Source organism: Brevibacillus schisleri (genome assembly GCF_055685845.1).
The window spans coordinates 61,404-76,427 of the sequence record NZ_JBVNDM010000001.1; the positions used below are offsets into that span (position 1 = coordinate 61,404).

Annotated in this window: 19 protein-coding genes and 1 tRNA gene; 15 read left to right on the plus strand and 5 right to left on the minus strand. The window is 46.5% G+C overall.

Features of this window, described 5'->3' with window-relative positions; genetic code table 11:
* Positions 1–100: 100 nt before the first annotated feature.
* Complete coding sequence (locus ACUUHJ_RS00400) at positions 101–598, minus strand: ribonuclease H-like YkuK family protein (RefSeq protein WP_012683824.1); 498 nt, start codon at positions 596–598, stop codon at positions 101–103.
* 183 nt (positions 599–781) lie between these two features.
* On the opposite strand from ACUUHJ_RS00400, the gene tadA reads away from it, so the two are divergent.
* Positions 782–1,264, plus strand: a complete 483-nt coding sequence (gene tadA / locus ACUUHJ_RS00405; protein ID WP_016740879.1) for a tRNA adenosine(34) deaminase TadA — start codon at positions 782–784, stop codon at positions 1,262–1,264.
* 45 nt (positions 1,265–1,309) lie between these two features.
* On the opposite strand, the gene ACUUHJ_RS00410 is transcribed toward tadA, so the two are convergent.
* Positions 1,310–2,029, minus strand: a complete 720-nt coding sequence (locus ACUUHJ_RS00410; RefSeq protein WP_064202264.1) for a pseudouridine synthase — start codon at positions 2,027–2,029, stop codon at positions 1,310–1,312.
* Positions 2,030–2,188: 159 nt separating this feature from the next.
* Here ACUUHJ_RS00410 and ACUUHJ_RS00415 point away from each other — a divergent pair.
* Positions 2,189–2,277: transfer RNA gene (locus ACUUHJ_RS00415), tRNA-Ser, on the plus strand.
* Between the two features lie 513 nt (positions 2,278–2,790).
* Complete coding sequence (locus tag ACUUHJ_RS00420; RefSeq protein WP_289675448.1) at positions 2,791–4,539, plus strand: methyl-accepting chemotaxis protein; 1,749 nt, start codon at positions 2,791–2,793, stop codon at positions 4,537–4,539.
* Between the two features lie 63 nt (positions 4,540–4,602).
* On the opposite strand, the gene ACUUHJ_RS00425 is transcribed toward ACUUHJ_RS00420, so the two are convergent.
* On the minus strand, positions 4,603–5,046 hold the full coding sequence (locus ACUUHJ_RS00425; RefSeq protein WP_472298054.1) for a GNAT family N-acetyltransferase: 444 nt from the start codon (positions 5,044–5,046) through the stop codon (positions 4,603–4,605).
* Positions 5,047–5,215: 169 nt separating this feature from the next.
* Between ACUUHJ_RS00425 and ACUUHJ_RS00430 the strand changes: the two genes are divergently transcribed.
* Together ACUUHJ_RS00430 and ACUUHJ_RS00435 are read left to right on the plus strand one after the other, a co-directional pair.
* Complete coding sequence (locus tag ACUUHJ_RS00430) at positions 5,216–5,746, plus strand: RNA polymerase sigma factor (protein WP_289675451.1); 531 nt, start codon at positions 5,216–5,218, stop codon at positions 5,744–5,746.
* Positions 5,730–7,031 (plus strand): peptidoglycan D,D-transpeptidase FtsI family protein, encoded by a 1,302-nt coding sequence (locus ACUUHJ_RS00435; protein WP_472298055.1) that lies wholly within the window; start codon positions 5,730–5,732, stop codon positions 7,029–7,031. Before ACUUHJ_RS00430 ends, ACUUHJ_RS00435 begins: the two co-directional genes overlap by 17 nt.
* Positions 7,032–7,112: 81 nt before the next feature.
* Here the strand turns inward: ACUUHJ_RS00435 and ACUUHJ_RS00440 are convergent, their stop codons facing one another.
* The gene (locus ACUUHJ_RS00440) at positions 7,113–7,541 is read right to left on the minus strand and encodes a DUF4275 family protein (protein WP_142498782.1); all 429 of its coding nucleotides are present in this window, start codon (positions 7,539–7,541) and stop codon (positions 7,113–7,115) included.
* A 187-nt stretch (positions 7,542–7,728) separates the two neighbouring features.
* Between ACUUHJ_RS00440 and ACUUHJ_RS00445 the strand changes: the two genes are divergently transcribed.
* From ACUUHJ_RS00445 to ACUUHJ_RS00480, 8 genes are all read left to right on the plus strand, one after another.
* The gene (locus ACUUHJ_RS00445; RefSeq protein WP_289678022.1) at positions 7,729–8,298 is read left to right on the plus strand and encodes a sulfurtransferase TusA family protein; all 570 of its coding nucleotides are present in this window, start codon (positions 7,729–7,731) and stop codon (positions 8,296–8,298) included.
* 13 nt (positions 8,299–8,311) lie between these two features.
* Positions 8,312–9,463, plus strand: coding sequence for an MBL fold metallo-hydrolase (locus tag ACUUHJ_RS00450; protein WP_289675454.1), 1,152 nt, complete (start codon positions 8,312–8,314; stop codon positions 9,461–9,463).
* Positions 9,464–9,525: 62 nt separating this feature from the next.
* Positions 9,526–9,750 (plus strand): sulfurtransferase TusA family protein, encoded by a 225-nt coding sequence (locus tag ACUUHJ_RS00455; RefSeq protein WP_472298056.1) that lies wholly within the window; start codon positions 9,526–9,528, stop codon positions 9,748–9,750.
* Positions 9,751–10,090: 340 nt separating this feature from the next.
* Entirely contained in the window at positions 10,091–10,879 is a 789-nt protein-coding gene (locus ACUUHJ_RS00460; protein WP_289675455.1) for a sulfite exporter TauE/SafE family protein, read from the plus strand.
* Between the two features lie 84 nt (positions 10,880–10,963).
* Positions 10,964–11,446 carry a DsrE/DsrF/DrsH-like family protein gene (locus ACUUHJ_RS00465; RefSeq protein WP_007719857.1) on the plus strand — a complete coding sequence of 161 codons (483 nt, stop codon included), beginning with the start codon at positions 10,964–10,966 and terminating at the stop codon, positions 11,444–11,446.
* Positions 11,447–11,561: 115 nt separating this feature from the next.
* Positions 11,562–11,828, plus strand: a complete 267-nt coding sequence (locus ACUUHJ_RS00470; RefSeq protein ID WP_012683835.1) for a metal-sensitive transcriptional regulator — start codon at positions 11,562–11,564, stop codon at positions 11,826–11,828.
* Positions 11,829–11,852: 24 nt separating this feature from the next.
* Complete coding sequence (locus ACUUHJ_RS00475; protein WP_472298057.1) at positions 11,853–12,242, plus strand: rhodanese-like domain-containing protein; 390 nt, start codon at positions 11,853–11,855, stop codon at positions 12,240–12,242.
* A gap of 189 nt (positions 12,243–12,431) precedes the next feature.
* Positions 12,432–13,064, plus strand: coding sequence for an NAD(P)-dependent oxidoreductase (locus ACUUHJ_RS00480; RefSeq protein ID WP_289675459.1), 633 nt, complete (start codon positions 12,432–12,434; stop codon positions 13,062–13,064).
* Between the two features lie 81 nt (positions 13,065–13,145).
* On the opposite strand, the gene ACUUHJ_RS00485 is transcribed toward ACUUHJ_RS00480, so the two are convergent.
* Positions 13,146–13,454 carry a DUF4870 domain-containing protein gene (locus ACUUHJ_RS00485; protein WP_289675460.1) on the minus strand — a complete coding sequence of 103 codons (309 nt, stop codon included), beginning with the start codon at positions 13,452–13,454 and terminating at the stop codon, positions 13,146–13,148.
* A 238-nt stretch (positions 13,455–13,692) separates the two neighbouring features.
* On the opposite strand from ACUUHJ_RS00485, the gene ACUUHJ_RS00490 reads away from it, so the two are divergent.
* Both ACUUHJ_RS00490 and ACUUHJ_RS00495 read left to right on the plus strand, forming a co-directional pair.
* Complete coding sequence (locus ACUUHJ_RS00490; RefSeq protein WP_289675461.1) at positions 13,693–14,292, plus strand: class I SAM-dependent methyltransferase; 600 nt, start codon at positions 13,693–13,695, stop codon at positions 14,290–14,292.
* Positions 14,293–14,304: 12 nt separating this feature from the next.
* Positions 14,305–14,964 (plus strand): DedA family protein, encoded by a 660-nt coding sequence (locus ACUUHJ_RS00495; protein WP_472298058.1) that lies wholly within the window; start codon positions 14,305–14,307, stop codon positions 14,962–14,964.
* The last annotated feature ends 60 nt before the right edge of the window (positions 14,965–15,024 follow it).

The following is a 15,024-nucleotide window of genomic DNA, read 5'->3' on the forward strand; positions in this document are numbered from 1 at the left end:
TGGGCAGGAGATGCAGCAGCCTGTCCCGAATTGGTTGAACCAACAGGATAAGGGCAAAACAAAGCCAGGCGGACGCCCCATTAGCCATCCGCCTGTTTTGTTACTTGGTGTACTTGTCGGCAATCGTAGATGCACAGAAGGAGTTCGGTTTGATCTCGGCACGAAAGTGATTGGTTTCTGCTAAGCTCAACAAAGACTGGATAAACTTACGGGTAGGACCATTCGTGCCGATATCAAAATGCAGGCGGATGGGAGTATCTAAGTGGCGGTCCCGCAAATATTGGCGTACTTCTGTGGCAAGTCCGACTGCGTACATCGCTTCCTGGAATATACGCTGCTGCAAGGATGAGTACCGGCGTTCCTGAAATTTGTGATAAAAGAAGGTACCCCCATGGCCGGGACGGATCACTGTGATAACAAGGGCAAAAAAAGTCCCGCGGCTTTTCAATTGAGAGTCGGCCCCCACAATAATTTCAAATGGACCACCTATTGATGAGATGGTATGTTCGATGTGGGAAAACACTTCTTCTTTTGCCAGTAGACCTCTAGTCGGACTGTGAAAGCGATCAAATAACGTATTTGCAGAGGTTAAGCCCACTCACATCCCTCCAGAAAGAGGCTAACAATGATTTGCATACTTCTCCTTACATCATTAATGTATGTAATCTCGCAGATAGTATGTGAACGGGTAGGGACAAAAACTTCTTGAATCAACTTTTTTGGGTAAAAGGGTCCGTTTGTTGGGACGAAAGAATGTTTGTTGAAGGAGCTTTAGGGAAACGTGATACAAGCAAATGAACATGATTACTATATGAAACAAGCCATGGAAGAGGCCCGGAAAGCCGCTGCGATTGGTGAGGTTCCAATCGGTGCGGTCATCGTGCGCGACGGGGAAATCGTAGGTCGCGGCTACAACTTGCGGGAAACACAAAAAGACCCTACCTTGCACGCGGAATTGATCGCGATACGGGAGGCGAGTGAACGCTTGGGTGGATGGCGCTTGATCGGGTGTACGCTGTACGTGACGTTGGAGCCGTGTCCAATGTGTGCGGGTGCAATCGTTCAAAGCCGTATCGAACAGGTCGTGTATGGCGCTCGCGATCCGAAGGCAGGATGTGCCGGGACATTAATGAACCTACTCGCGGAGCCGCGCTTCAATCATCAGGTGCCAGTCATCGAGGGTGTGCTTGCAGAGGAATGCGGGCAGATGCTCAAGGACTTCTTTCGTGGATTGCGCAAAAAAAGACAGCCGGTACAGGAATGACCGGGCTGTCTGGAAAAACCGTCTGTACTGTAATGCAGGCGGTTTTTATTTGTTTACGTTTTGCAACATGTGTAGCTCTTCTTCGGTCAGTTCGCGATACTCACCAGGGGCGAGTGACGGGTCAAGGTGAAGCGGGCCCATACGAATTCGTTGCAAATAGGCGACATGCAGGTCGAAAGCAGCAAACATCCGTTTTACCTGATGAAACTTTCCTTCCATGATGGTGACACGAATCTCTGACGTTTCTCCCGAAGAGATAATCTCCAGCTTGGCTGGCAGTGTAGTGAAGTCCTCTAATTCCACGCCTTTGGCAAACTCCTGAACATGATGCTCAGTAACCCGGCCCTCGATACGTGCAAAGTACTCCTTGTCCACTTTCTTTTTCGGGGACAAGAGGCTATGGGAGAGATGACCGTCATTGGTCAAGAGCAGAAGACCCTCTGTATCAATATCCAGTCGGCCTACCGGATGCACTTTGATTGCCCACTCGTAAGGGAGAAGGTCCACTACGGTTTCATGGACATTGTCTTCTGTAGCTGAGACCACCCCCGGCGGTTTGTTCAGCAAAACATATACCCAGCGCTTAAAGTTAAGCGGTTCTCCATCCACAAGGATTTCTTGCTCCTCGGCAATGACATGCATTCCCGGGTCTGTTGCGACAACGCCGTCTACGACGATCAGTCGCTGTTTTACTAATGCTTTCACTTCCTTGCGCGTGCCGATTGCCATATTGGCCAGCACCTTGTCCAAACGTTCACGTTTCATATATGTTCCTCGCTTTTCTTCTGATCGGATACCAATCGTGTGTGCTGTTATTAGTTTGGCCTAATGAGCCGCGCAAATCAAGGGGCATACAGAGGAATGAGTCTTGCATTTTTGACTGTATTTTGCTATAGTAAGTAATGTTTCTGACAAACCAAATATGGAGAGATACCCAAGTGGTCATAAGGGGACGCACTCGAAATGCGTTAGGCGTCGTGAGGCGTGCGTGGGTTCGAATCCCACTCTCTCCGCTTAGATTCTTCGATAGAAGAGAATGAAGCATATTTTTGCCGATGAGGCGGAGATATGCTTCCATTTTTTTGGCAAGAATATACTTCAACATCAGCTCTGCCTGTATATAATGTTTCACAGAAAAAGGGGGTGTCTCTAAGTCGGAAAATCGACTTTTGAGATACCCTCTTTTTCATTCCAAAACCCTTGATCAATTCTTGAGTATACTGGTCTACATGGCTGAGCAGGAGCGGAAGAAGAACAGACAGCGGCAGGCAGAAGAGATCAAGGTTGCGTGCGAAGGCAAGCGGCGTTGCGTTCGGTAGGCCCCGCAGTCAGAAGCAGGAGGGTTTAACAATAATTACCCCTTACAGCCGTGTGCAAAAGCATGAAGCAATTTTGAGTCGTACTTAAAGCCGTAGATTTTGTTAATGTATAAACGTATTCACTCTATACTTCATTGTGTTATATGACGATATATTAATTAGATATATTATATATTTTATCTATTTGTAGCTGGGGGAGTGGGGATTATGAGCGGCAAGTTGGGAAATGCAACAGGAAAAACAGGGCTTACACTTCGCACCAAATTACTGGCGGGGTTTCTTACAGTTGTTGCGCTCCTAGCATTTGTGAGTACATTTGCATTAAGCCAGATCAGAGATTTGACGATGATATCCGGGGATATCGATAAGTCATGGATGCCAGCGGTTACCCTGCTTGGCACGTTGAATGGAGACATTTCCGACGTGGAGCGTCTTGCGCTCAACATTATCGTTGAACAGAACGAGGAGGAGCTCACGAAGCAGAAGGAGGCTCTGGATCAACTGCTTGCCAAGATCGAGGATGAACGGAAACAACTGAAGACGCTTGTGTATGCCAGCAATGCGGAAGGCAGTGAGATTGTTAATCTGTTTGAAGAGTTTAACACGAAATACGATGCTTATTTGGAAAAAATGCCTGCGTTCGTGAAGTTGGGCAGAGAAAACAAATATGATGAGGCAAGTAAGTTACATAGCGTGGCCTACCCTTTGTGGCACACGGCCAATGATAATATTGTCAAATTAATCGATATATACAATGAGGGGGCCGGAAAGGTTAGTCAAAGCGCTTCGGAGCTTTCCCAGCAAGCGTTTGTCATCATTCTTGTGACTACTTTCGTAGCGGCGGCCATTGCGCTGCTTATCGCCTTCTTCATGGCACATATCATCTCAAAGCCAATCCAGCAAATAAATCAGGCCGCTGTCCGGATTGCGAGTGGCGATCTAACGGGCGAGACGATTGTGCTGCGTAACAAGGACGAGCTGGGCACGTTGGCAGCATCCTTCAACACGATGACGGCGAATCTGCGCGCTATGATTGAATCAGTAGCTACGACTTCTGAGCAAGTAGCAGCTTCGTCGGAAGAACTGTTAGCCAGCGCAGAGCAAAATGCGAAGGCATCCGAGCAAATTACCCTAACAGTGGAGGAATTGGCTACGGGTACCTCCGAGCAGGTGGATATTGTCAAGCGTTCCTCTCAGGCCATGGGCGAAATGGCTTTGGGTTCGGAACAGATCGCACAGTTGGCACAGAGCGTATCGATATCGGCCGTTGACGCGGCCAACCAGTCTGCGGAAGGAAATATGATCATCAAGTCAGCGGTCGAACAGATGAATACTGTCCGTAATTCTATCACATCCCTATCGGAGCTGGTTACGGGACTGGGAGAACGTTCGGCAGAGATCGGAACGATCACCGAGGTCATTAATAATTTGGCGAGTCAGACGAACCTGCTGGCACTGAATGCGGCGATTGAGGCCGCAAGAGCTGGAGAGCATGGCCGCGGCTTCGCTGTCGTTGCCGAAGAGGTTCGGAAACTGGCTGAGGAATCCTCATTGTCTGCGCAGCGCATTACTGATCTGGTGCAGCTGATCCAGAATGATACAAGGCAGGCGGTTGAGGCAGTCAAAATGAACAGCGACGAAACGCAAAGCGGCATGGAGATTGTCACAGCAGCTGGACAGGCATTTGAGAACATCTCGAATGCGGTCAATAAGGTCGCGGGCGAGATTCAGGAAGTATCCGCAGGCGCGGAACAGATGGCGGCAAGCACGGACGAGGTCGTCCATTACGTGGAGAAGATTTCAGCGATTGCGGAAGAAGCATCAGGCGGCGTGAATAACGTCTCTGCCGCTACGGAGCAGCAGCTGGCTTCCACGGAGGAGATCGCTTCGTCTGCGGGTTCCCTCTCCAAGATGGCTGAGGAGCTTCAGGAGCAGATTAACAAGTTCAAAGTATAGATTAAAACATTAGACTGCTTCTTCTGCTGCCCTGGGCGGCAGGAGAAGCGTTTTTTCATTAGCTTAGAACTTTTTTATAAAATTTTTCTGATCCTTTGTAAATCGATAGCCACGTCGTTCATAGAACCTGTGAGCATGTATGCGACTCGGGTGGGACAACAGTTTCATCCCAGAAAATCCATTCTTCTTTCCCCACTGTTCAAGATGTTCAATCAACATGCTACCTACACCTTGATTCCTATCCTTTTCTTTCACAACAAACCCTAGGACGTTTACGAAAGAGTCGGAAAAAAGCAATTCATAGGGACTTCCATGGATATATCCGATTACTTCGTTGTTTTGCTCACACACAAAGATGATGTCGTTTGTTTTCTTTGTGATGATTTCAATCTTCTCTTTTACTTTTTCTTCAGAAAATAGATGCAGATTCGGGTTAAAGTCTAGGTTTAACAAATAAATACCATGATAATCCGTGACCCTAATTTCTCGAATACTCTTTTCTTCCATTTTTGAACGCCTCCACTTGTTTGATAGCCAATTTCTATCGCCAAAAGGTGCTGTCCCCCGAGATAATAGCTCAAGTGGGCCGGCATTTTCTTTTTTATATCACAAAAACTGTAAGCAAATCTCATTTTTGCGTCTAATAAGGTACAAACCCATAAAAAGGAGCGTATGAATGGATTCCGATGACCGAATAGAGCGATGGTTCCAGCAATACGGAAATGATATTTACAATTACCTCGCGTATTTTACCGGACGTAGAGATGTCGAGGATTTAGTCCAGGAGGTTTTTACAAAGGCGCTTAAAGCCTTATCTGGCTATGAAGGAAGGGCACAGCCCAAGACATGGCTTCTGACCATCGCACGCCATGCAGCGATTGATTATAGGCGAAAGCAAAAAATGATGGATTGGTTCCCCGAAAACGTCCTCCGACTCCTCACTTCCAAAGAACGAACACCTGAGAAGGCATTGGTGTTAAAGGAACAATTGCAAGAAGTTTATGAAGCGATGAATCACCTCAAAAGCACGTATCGGGAGGTTCTAATCCTGCGGCTGATAGAGGGAATACCTACATCAGAGACAGCAGAAATTTTGGGTTGGAGTGAAGCAAAAGTAAGCACAACGCTCCATCGAGCGATCAAGGAATTGCAAAAACAAATGGGCAATAGCGGCAGGGAGGTCAATCTACATGACGCCATCTTTTGAAGAAAAAGAGATAAGCACAGTGCTGCAAGCATTTCCGTCGCTAAAGCTGGACGAGGAAAAACGACGTGAAATCGCCAGTCATATCCGTCGAGAAAGGGAGCTGCTCCAACAAATGAAAAAGCGCAAAAAATATGCCAAGATAATCGGAGGGGCAGTTGCTTCCTTTGCTTTATTGTTTATCGCTTATCAGTGGATGCCTTCGGAGGCCGTGCCGAGTGCGCAACAGATGAATACAGATGAGAGTCAAAAGGCACAAGCCGCAGGAACGACATCCCAAACAGATAAGGTTCTAACCCTCGATTCACAAATTCAGGAGTATGTAGAAGAAGCGGTACATAAGACCAACAAAGCCTATCAGCCCGAAAATATGACGGTAATCGTTACTGATCCAAAAACCGGAGAAATTCTTGGGATGAATCTGAAAAAACAGGATGCCAATGACCGGGTTCCAGACATAGTAAAAGCGAAACCAGATCCTGTGGCTGCATTTCCGATCGTGACGTTGGCGGCTACTATTGAAGAGGGGAAGTATACGGACAACAAAACTTACGAGTCCGGAACCTACGAGATTACCCCGGGCAAGTTTATAAAAGACCATAATGTTGGGAAGGGCTGGGGGCAGATTTCGTATTTAGAAGGTATCCAACGTTCTTCAAATGTCGCTTTTGCCAAGCTCAGTGAACAGATACCCGATGACTCATTACAGCAATATTTTGAACGGTTCGGTTTTGGAGCGAAAACTGGTATCGAACAAATCAATGAACAGCCTGGAAAGATACCAAACATGGATACTCCCTATGATAAGGCAATGGCAGCCTATGGACTTGGGGGTTCTGCCTCTGCCATTCAACAAGTAGCTGCTGTCGGGGCCATCGCCAACGGGGGTGAATGGATGAAACCCCATGTCACGAGGGAGGAAAGGAATCACATTGACAAAGGGCGTCGAGTCATATCAGAGGAAACAGCCAAAAAGGTTCGAGAAATTTTAGAGACGTTAGTAAACAACAAGCCTGGCTTTGATACAGCTTTTTCCATGAAAGAATATGCAGTCGCTGGGCGAACAGGAATAGTGCAGAAACGCGACCAGCAAGGAAAAATTATCGATGGAAAATATACGTATTCTTTTATCGGCTTTGCACCCAGCGATGATCCAAAGCTATTGGTTTACATAGCTGTTGATAACCCGAATACAGACCTCTGGGTAAGATTATGGGGACAAGAAATTGTTGCTCCCCCTTTCCAAGAAATCATGGAAAACAGTTTGCAGTATCTCCAAAAACGATAATCAACCCATCCATCAAAAAAGGAAGCATAGCGGCATACCCCTAAAGGTATCCGAATGCTTCCTCTTTTTGTTTTCCCCATTCTACTTCCTACAAAAATAAGGCCCACACCACTTGGTTTCGTGGGTCTTCACATAGGTCCACGTAAAGTCCTTATCCACGACGTACACATCGTATTCCTTTTCCAAGTCCGCGACAGAAAACCTCGCAGCATTTTCCAAGATCAGCACTTCGTTAGCAAGCTGGTAAAACACATAGTACGACTCATGGGCCACCTGTTGAAAGGCTTCATCCGCTTCCTCGCGTTCAAGACAATCCCTCAGTTTATAGCTGAATAAATGCCACAGATACCCCTGGTAGCCGTCTTTATTTTTGAGAAAAATCCTCTCTTTATCCTCTTCGGTCAGATGGCTCGCAAAATGCTTTTCCCATTCTTCCCGTAAGTATGGTCCCCAAATAGACAGCTCTGTTGTCTTCGTGTTCTTTTCCTTCATCCGGTCAGCTAGTTTCATTGGGCGCCTCCATGTTGATACAAGTTCATTTCTAAGAAAATACGTATGAAAGAGTAGGTCGGTCACGTTTCGACTATTGACAAAGAAAAACGAGGGGCATATTATAATACCCATAGGGGTATACGTATAAAGTTGATCAATCACATTTCCATTCAAAAACGTAGGGGGTAGACAACATGTCCGTACAATCGAATTTTCTGCTGATAAAACATTAGATTGCAAAGGCTTGGCATGTCCAATGCCTGTCGTACGCACAAAAAAAGCAATGGAAGAGATGTTACCGGGTCAAGTGATGGAGGTACAGGCGACGGATAAAGGGTCATTGGCTGACCTGAAGAGCTGGGCAAACAATACGGGGCATGAATATTTGGGCTCGATTCAGGAGGGGGAAGTCTTGAAGCATTTCCTGCGAAAAGCGAGTACCCATGAGGTGAAGGAGGAGACGAATTTCTTGCGGACCATTTCTAATGAAGAACTCCAAAAAAAGCTGGAAGCCAACGAGAAACTGACGCTCATTGATGTGCGAGAACCGGCGGAATACGCTTTTCACCGCATTTCTGTAGCCATTTCGATACCCCTGGGAGTATTGGAGCAGCGCTTGGATGAGCTACAGCTCGATGACGACATCTACATGATCTGCCGATCCGGCAAACGCAGCGACATGGCATGTCAGTTGCTGGCCAAAAAAGGTTTTACCAAAATCACCAATGTAGTACCGGGTATGTCTGGCTGGAATGGCCCGGCAGAAAAACAATAAGGGGGAGAGAAAGATGATGGAACAACAAACAAACGTACGAGCGATGGCAGCAAACGAATTAACGCAGCTTCTCTTTGCGCAGAAGGAATTGTTTATACTCGACGTTCGCAATACGAGCGATTACGAGAATTGGAGAATCGAAGGGCATAGAGTCGTGAGCATGAACATCCCTTACTTTGATTTGCTGGATGGGGTGGAGAGTGTTCTGGAGAAAATCCCTGTGAATCAAAAGGTGTTGGTCGTCTGTGCAAAAGAGGGCTCGTCCATTTTTATCGCAGAGATGCTGGCAGAAGGGGGCATTGCGGACGTTTCTTACCTGCAAGGTGGCATGAAGGCGTGGAGTGAGCATCTGGAGCCAGTGAGGGTAGGAGACCTCCGTGATGGCGGTGCAATTTATCAGTTTGTCCGCATTGGAAAAGGCTGCTTGTCTTACATGATCGTATCAGGAGGGGAAGCGGCTGTCGTCGATACATTGCGGATGACGGATGTGTACGAAGCATTTGCAGCCAAGCATCAATGGACGATCAAGCACACCATCGATACCCATCTCCATGCCGACCATATTTCCGGTGGAAAGAAGCTGGCAGATCAGCTCGATGCATCGTATTGGCTTCCAGAAAAAGATGCGGAAGAAGTTACGTATTCCTATCGTAAGCTAGAGGAAGGGCAGGAAATTCAGGTGGGTGCAACCAAAATCGCGATCCTGCCGATCTACTCCCCCGGGCATACCATCGGGAGTACGTCGCTGCTTGTCGATGATACGTATTTTCTCACAGGAGACAGTTTGTTTGTCGCTTCGATCGGGCGCCCGGATTTGGCCGGGAAAGCAGAAGATTGGGTGGGAGACCTGCACAACACCTTGTATAATCGATATAAAGAGCTTCCGGAGCATTTAGTCGTGTTGCCTGCTCATTTTGGCAGCTACACGGAGATTGGTTCGATGGGTGTCGTATCCGCCCGTTTGGGTGATTTGTATCGCAACAATCCAGGGCTAACGTTTGCGGATGAAAGTGAATTCCGGCATATCGTTACGCATCATTTGCCGCCACAGCCGAATGCGTACCAAGAGATTCGTCAAGTGAACATGGGGAAATTAAAACCGAGCGAAGAGGAACAACAAGAGATGGAAGTAGGGCCAAATCGCTGCGCCATTCACGATAAATAACCAAGAGGTAGTTCAAAAAATCGTCTTTTGATCACGCATTTATATAACAGGAGGAATAAAAAATGGCGGATATGGTGGTAGATACAAAAGGCCTGGCTTGCCCGATGCCAATCGTCAAAGCAAAAAAAGCAATGGACAGAATGCAATCCGGTCAAACCATGGAGGTACTCTCGACGGACAAAGGCTCTCTGAACGACTTCACCGCTTGGGTCAAGCAAACCGGGAATGAGCTGGTTTCCCATGAGGTTAAGAACGGTGTATACAAATTTTTAGTGAAAAAGCTGTAGGAAGACAGAAGCGAGCACTTTTGGATGAAGCCGCTAACGGTTCGTGTAGTGCTCGCTTACTCCTGATTTTCATAAACGATACGTACGCCAAGGTGCGTATAGATTTCTTCTTTGTAATGGCCATTTGGGCACTGCTTTTCACTGAACAAGGCATTATTGTGTGAGCGCAAAGGTTCTTGGCAGGTAGGGCACCGATGCTGAAAAATGGATTTGAAAAAGGGAATCATCGAAATCACCTTATTCACAGTTATTTACTTGGAATTAATTTTACTTGATGATGGTTCATTTGAAAAGAGGGTTGAGCATTCCTATGTGTTAGGTAGGAATGCAAGGAGGATATATGGACGTTTTGCTGCTTCTGCTTATGGTCTCTATTGGTTTTGTCGGCTCCTTTTTTTCCGGGTTGCTTGGGATTGGCGGAGCGATCATCAGCTATCCGATGCTCCTGTTTATACCACCGGCACTAGGGGTGGCGCAGTTTTCCGCCCAGGAGGTTTCCGTGATATCGATGTTTCAAGTATTTTTCGCGTCGCTGTCTGGCGTACTGGCTTTCCGCAAAAGAAACGGGAAAAGCTCGCCCCTGATTCATAAAGGACTCGTCAGAGATATGGGGGTAAGCATCTTGGCGGGAAGCCTGATTGGTGCAGTTCTCTCCCGATACTTGTCGAATGAAAGCATTAATTTGGTGTACGGGATACTGGCAATCATCGCTGTGATTTTGATGCTCGTGAAAAATAGAGGGACAGAAGCGGCAGCAGGCGAGGTCGCATATAACCGCTTCATTGCTTCTGGTGCTGCATTTGTTGTGGGAATCGTATCCGGGATTGTCGGTGCAGGGGGAGCGTTCATCCTCATTCCGATCATGCTGACCGTGCTGAAAATACCTACGCGGGTGACGATTGCCTCATCTTTGGCTATTGTATTCATCTCCGCAATAGGTGGTGTGATCGGGAAGCTGTCGGGTGGGCAAATTCCGCTCTTGCCCGTTTTGTATACGGTCATCGGAAGTGTTTTGGGGGCGCCGGTGGGCAGTATGGTCAGCGCCAAGAGCGATGTGAAATATTTGCGTTATGGCCTAATTGTGCTGATCTGTGCAACGGCGATCAAGATTTGGAGTGACATTCTATAAGGAAAGACGCTTTTCGTTGCAAAAGCTTCTTTCGCTTATTTTTATACCTATACAAGTATGAGTATTATGAAGGGGTGTTCTTACATGGAAAAACAAAAAGAAAAAACGACGATTGTGTTGTTTAGCGGTGACTTGGATAAAGCGATTGCAGCCTTTATTATTGCGAACGGAGCAGCTGCCTATGATCATGATGTCACGATTTTCTTCACCTTCTGGGGACTCAATACGATGCGCAAGGATGAGATCGTGAAGGTAGAAAAGGGATGGCTTGAAAAAGCGTTCGGTTGGATGATGCCAAGGGGCGCCAAGAAGCTTGGACTGTCTAAAATGAACATGATGGGCATGGGTCCAGAAATGATCAAGCATGTCATGAAAAAGCACAATGCCCTGACGCTTCCACAACTCATCGAGCTGGCACAGGAGCAGGGAGTGAAGCTGGTCGCTTGTACGATGACGATGGACTTGCTCGGCCTCAAGCAGGAGGAATTGCTCGACGGAATGGAGTATGCAGGTGTAGCTGCTTATTTGGGGGATGCGACACAGGCAAAAGTAAACCTGTTTATTTAATACAGCCCGCGTAGGCGCTTGGCTTGACATTGCCTGGATTTCGCATAAGATACCTGTATGTAAGGTAGTTCCAAGATTGATACGTATGCCTTGTCGTGAAACAGGAGGAATTCTTATGGATTACAACTATAGTGACGATATCAAAAGACGTTTAAAACGAATCGAAGGACAAGTCCGCGGTGTACTGAAAATGATGGACGAGCAGAAAAATTGCAAAGACGTAGTAGCGCAGCTCTCTGCTGTTCGCAACGCTTCAGACAAGGCGATTGCCCAGATTGTAGCGGAAAACCTGCAACGCTGTTTGCTAGAGGAGCAGGCTGCTGGAGGAGACACGAGCAAGCTGGTGAAAGAAGCCGTAGAGCTTTTGGTCAAGAGCCGTTAAACCGATTTTGGAGAGGAGCTTCCTATGAGTTTCACTACGATTCTTTTGCTGTTCGCCTATGCGGTCATTATTTGGTATCTCATCTCTCGCTTCCTTCCTGTAAAGGGTTTGGAAAATCTCAAGTCAGATCAGTTCAAGGAACGGGTTAACCCAAAAAGCAGGGTGCTGCTCATCGATGTACGCGAACCGCACGAATATAAAGCGGGTCACATTCCATCAGCAGTGAATATCCCTTTGTCTGCGCTCGACCAACGTGCAAAAGAAATTTCCAGCAAAAACGATATATTGCTATACTGCCGGAGTGGGATGCGTAGCAAGCGGGCAGCAAAAATTTTAAAGAAACACGGCGTTTCGCAGATGGCTCACCTGCAAGGCGGGTTCATCACATGGAGTGGTCCGAAAAAAAAGAAGTAACAGCTAGCACCTGGTGTATGTGTGAATACCCGGGTGCTTTTTTATGTGTTGAAAAAACAGGGTTGACATTTGGTTTTGTTGTAACTAAAATAATTACAACAGGGCGATGCAGTAAACGCCCATTCTTTTTGGAAGTGTTGTAACTAATTTGGTTACATCTACAACATACAAAACGGAGGGAATATCATCATGAAAATTGCAATTGTAGCAGCAAGCGGTAAAGCAGGTAAGGTAATTATGAAAGAGGCGTTGGATCGTGGCCATCAAGTGACAGCGATTGTGCGTGATGCATCCAAAATCGAGCAAAAAGATGTAGCTGTGATTCAGAAAGATGTGTTTGACCTGACAGCAGCAGATTTGAATGGATTTGACGTAGTCGTAAACGCTTTTGGCGCACCAGCAGGTCAAGAACATCTGCATGTCGAGTCTGGGAAGGCTCTGATTGAAGCACTGAAGGGTGCTCCTTCTACTCGTTTGCTCGTTGTAGGTGGTGCAGGCAGCTTGTTTGTAGACGAAGCCAAAACACTGCGCCTAGTAGAAACTCCTGACTTCCCTAAGGCTTACTTGGCAACTGCACAAAAGCATGGAGAGTACTTGCGTGTATTGGAAGAGTCAAACGGCATTCAATGGACGTATATCAGTCCATCTGCCTTTTTTGACGCAGCAGGAGAGAGAACAGGTGCGTACCAACTCGGAAAAGACCATCTATTAGTGAACGCGAGTGGACAGAGCTATGTGAGCTATGCTGACTATGCAGTGGCGATGCTCGATGAAATCGAAAATCCGAAGCATCAAAATGAGCGCTTCACAGTAGGCTCCTAATCTCGATTGGAATTAGGCTCTACCTGAACAAAAAGACCAGCTTCCTACCAAAGGATAGCTGGTCTTTGTCGTGTATCGAGATTATCGGCCAATCCCACCGACGAATGGGTAGGAAAACGGGCGTCCATTTAAGGAGTAAAGGATACCTTTAATCGGGTAGTAGATCGCCATCAGTCCAAACACAATCAGGAACGGAATCCCGATCAACAAGAAGGTGAAGAACCAGGAAATCGCGATGAGCACCGTCATCATGATGTGGAAGAACAAAGCTTGCAGCGCCATATTTTTGGCGTCACGATTTTGTACGAGCAGCCAGACCAGAATGGGCACAAGGATCGGTGCAAAAAATGTGCTAGCGTGCGTTATGACTTTTACACCTCTATAATCCATAAATAAGTCCTCCTTGATTCGATGTAAAACTTGATCTAGTGACATTGTAACGTATAGAAATCACTCAAAAAACCATCATAAGCGTGATTATTTACTCCGACTATAGACGGAGGAATTTTTATTTACATTCGTTTACTGTTATAGTAGTAAGAAAATCTTTCGTTTTTGGTAGATAATTCGTAATGTTTTTTGGATATGATATATGGATAAGCAAGAACTGAGAAGGGAGTATATAAACATGATGATCGATTATCATCATCCATCCAGCATGAAGGATCGGATGATGTTCTTCTATAATTTTTTACGGTCACCTGGCCAAGTAGGCAGTATTACTCCTAGCTCCCGTGCGCTTTGTAAACAAATGGTTGCGCCCATCGACTGGGAGCAAGCTCATACAATTGTGGAATTAGGAGCAGGAACGGGGATTTTTACGAAGTGGATCGAGCAAAAGAAAAAACCGGAAGCCGTATTGGTATCCTTTGAAAAGGAGACCAAGATGCGCAAGAGGTTGGAACCACAATTTCCCGATGTACGCTTCCACGAAGATGCGGTAGATTTGAATCGGGTTCTTACGGAAGCGGGATTGGGGAAAGCCGACTGTATTTTGTCAGGATTGCCATTTGCCAACTTCCCTCAAGAGCTGCGTGATCAAATTATGGATCAGGTATATCATGCGCTAAAACCAGGCGGAGTATTTGTCGCCTTTCAATATTCGTTGCAAATGAAAAAGCAGCTTTCCTCTGTATTTGAACAAGTATCGGTGAAAATGGTTCCATTGAATCTGCCACCTGCCTTTGTCTACATCTGTCGAAAGGATGATGGTGAGGGTGTCGGCTAGGAGGATTTCAAAATGATTGTCGATATGCTGTCCGAGTCTGTGGGTCAGTTTGGGTATTTTGCGCTTTTCTTTATGTTATGGCTAGGGATTGTTGGTATGCCGATTCCTGACGAGGTGATCGTGCTGTCTGCGGGAGTGCTGACCTCGATGGGACTTCTGCATGTCTTTCCTGCATTTATTGCGACCTATTTGGGTGTTGTGTCTGGGCTGTCATTGGGATATGTGCTCGGGAGATGGCTAGGTGCACCTGCACTGAACTGGATCAGTCGAAAAAAAGGAATGAACAAGTACGTAGAGCAAGCGCAGTCGCTGCTCGATCGTTACGGAAGCTACGCTCTATGTATCAGCTATTTCTTTCCTGTCGTCAGGCATGTGGTTCCTTACTTGGTCGGAATCGGGAAAATGACGTTTCCACGGTACGCTCTGTTTTCGTACACAACCGGTTTTGTATGGACACTGATCTTGTTTTTGCTCGGTCATTTCATGGGCAATAAGGTGGAGCTGCTTACTTCCTATGTGGCCTTGTTGAACAATCGAACTGTGATTTTTTCTGTATTAGGTGTACTGATTCTCATTGCTGCTGCTTATTATGGATTTACCGTTTGGAGAAAACAAAAAAGCATGGCAGCTGCGCCACAGCCACTGATGATCGATCCAGATCGAAAAGAGTAACCCGAATGGAATAATGACGAAGTCAACAACCCCTCTGCGTGGAGCAGAGGTTTTTTTATT

What these genes read in the sequence shown, in the direction of transcription:
- ACUUHJ_RS00490 (WP_289675461.1), top strand. Translation starts at nt 13,693, where the DNA reads ATGATGATCGATTATCATCATCCATCCAGCATGAAGGATCGGATGATG.
- ACUUHJ_RS00425 (WP_472298054.1), bottom strand. Translation starts at nt 5,046, where the DNA reads ATGGAAGAAAAGAGTATTCGAGAAATTAGGGTCACGGATTATCATGGT.
- ACUUHJ_RS00460 (WP_289675455.1), top strand. Translation starts at nt 10,091, where the DNA reads ATGGACGTTTTGCTGCTTCTGCTTATGGTCTCTATTGGTTTTGTCGGC.
- ACUUHJ_RS00420 (WP_289675448.1), top strand. Translation starts at nt 2,791, where the DNA reads ATGAGCGGCAAGTTGGGAAATGCAACAGGAAAAACAGGGCTTACACTT.
- ACUUHJ_RS00450 (WP_289675454.1), top strand. Translation starts at nt 8,312, where the DNA reads ATGATGGAACAACAAACAAACGTACGAGCGATGGCAGCAAACGAATTA.
- ACUUHJ_RS00495 (WP_472298058.1), top strand. Translation starts at nt 14,305, where the DNA reads ATGATTGTCGATATGCTGTCCGAGTCTGTGGGTCAGTTTGGGTATTTT.
- ACUUHJ_RS00440 (WP_142498782.1), bottom strand. Translation starts at nt 7,541, where the DNA reads ATGAAACTAGCTGACCGGATGAAGGAAAAGAACACGAAGACAACAGAG.
- ACUUHJ_RS00465 (WP_007719857.1), top strand. Translation starts at nt 10,964, where the DNA reads ATGGAAAAACAAAAAGAAAAAACGACGATTGTGTTGTTTAGCGGTGAC.
- ACUUHJ_RS00430 (WP_289675451.1), top strand. Translation starts at nt 5,216, where the DNA reads ATGGATTCCGATGACCGAATAGAGCGATGGTTCCAGCAATACGGAAAT.
- ACUUHJ_RS00475 (WP_472298057.1), top strand. Translation starts at nt 11,853, where the DNA reads ATGAGTTTCACTACGATTCTTTTGCTGTTCGCCTATGCGGTCATTATT.
- ACUUHJ_RS00410 (WP_064202264.1), bottom strand. Translation starts at nt 2,029, where the DNA reads ATGAAACGTGAACGTTTGGACAAGGTGCTGGCCAATATGGCAATCGGC.
- ACUUHJ_RS00435 (WP_472298055.1), top strand. Translation starts at nt 5,730, where the DNA reads ATGACGCCATCTTTTGAAGAAAAAGAGATAAGCACAGTGCTGCAAGCA.
- ACUUHJ_RS00455 (WP_472298056.1), top strand. Translation starts at nt 9,526, where the DNA reads ATGGCGGATATGGTGGTAGATACAAAAGGCCTGGCTTGCCCGATGCCA.
- ACUUHJ_RS00480 (WP_289675459.1), top strand. Translation starts at nt 12,432, where the DNA reads ATGAAAATTGCAATTGTAGCAGCAAGCGGTAAAGCAGGTAAGGTAATT.
- ACUUHJ_RS00470 (WP_012683835.1), top strand. Translation starts at nt 11,562, where the DNA reads ATGGATTACAACTATAGTGACGATATCAAAAGACGTTTAAAACGAATC.
- ACUUHJ_RS00485 (WP_289675460.1), bottom strand. Translation starts at nt 13,454, where the DNA reads ATGGATTATAGAGGTGTAAAAGTCATAACGCACGCTAGCACATTTTTT.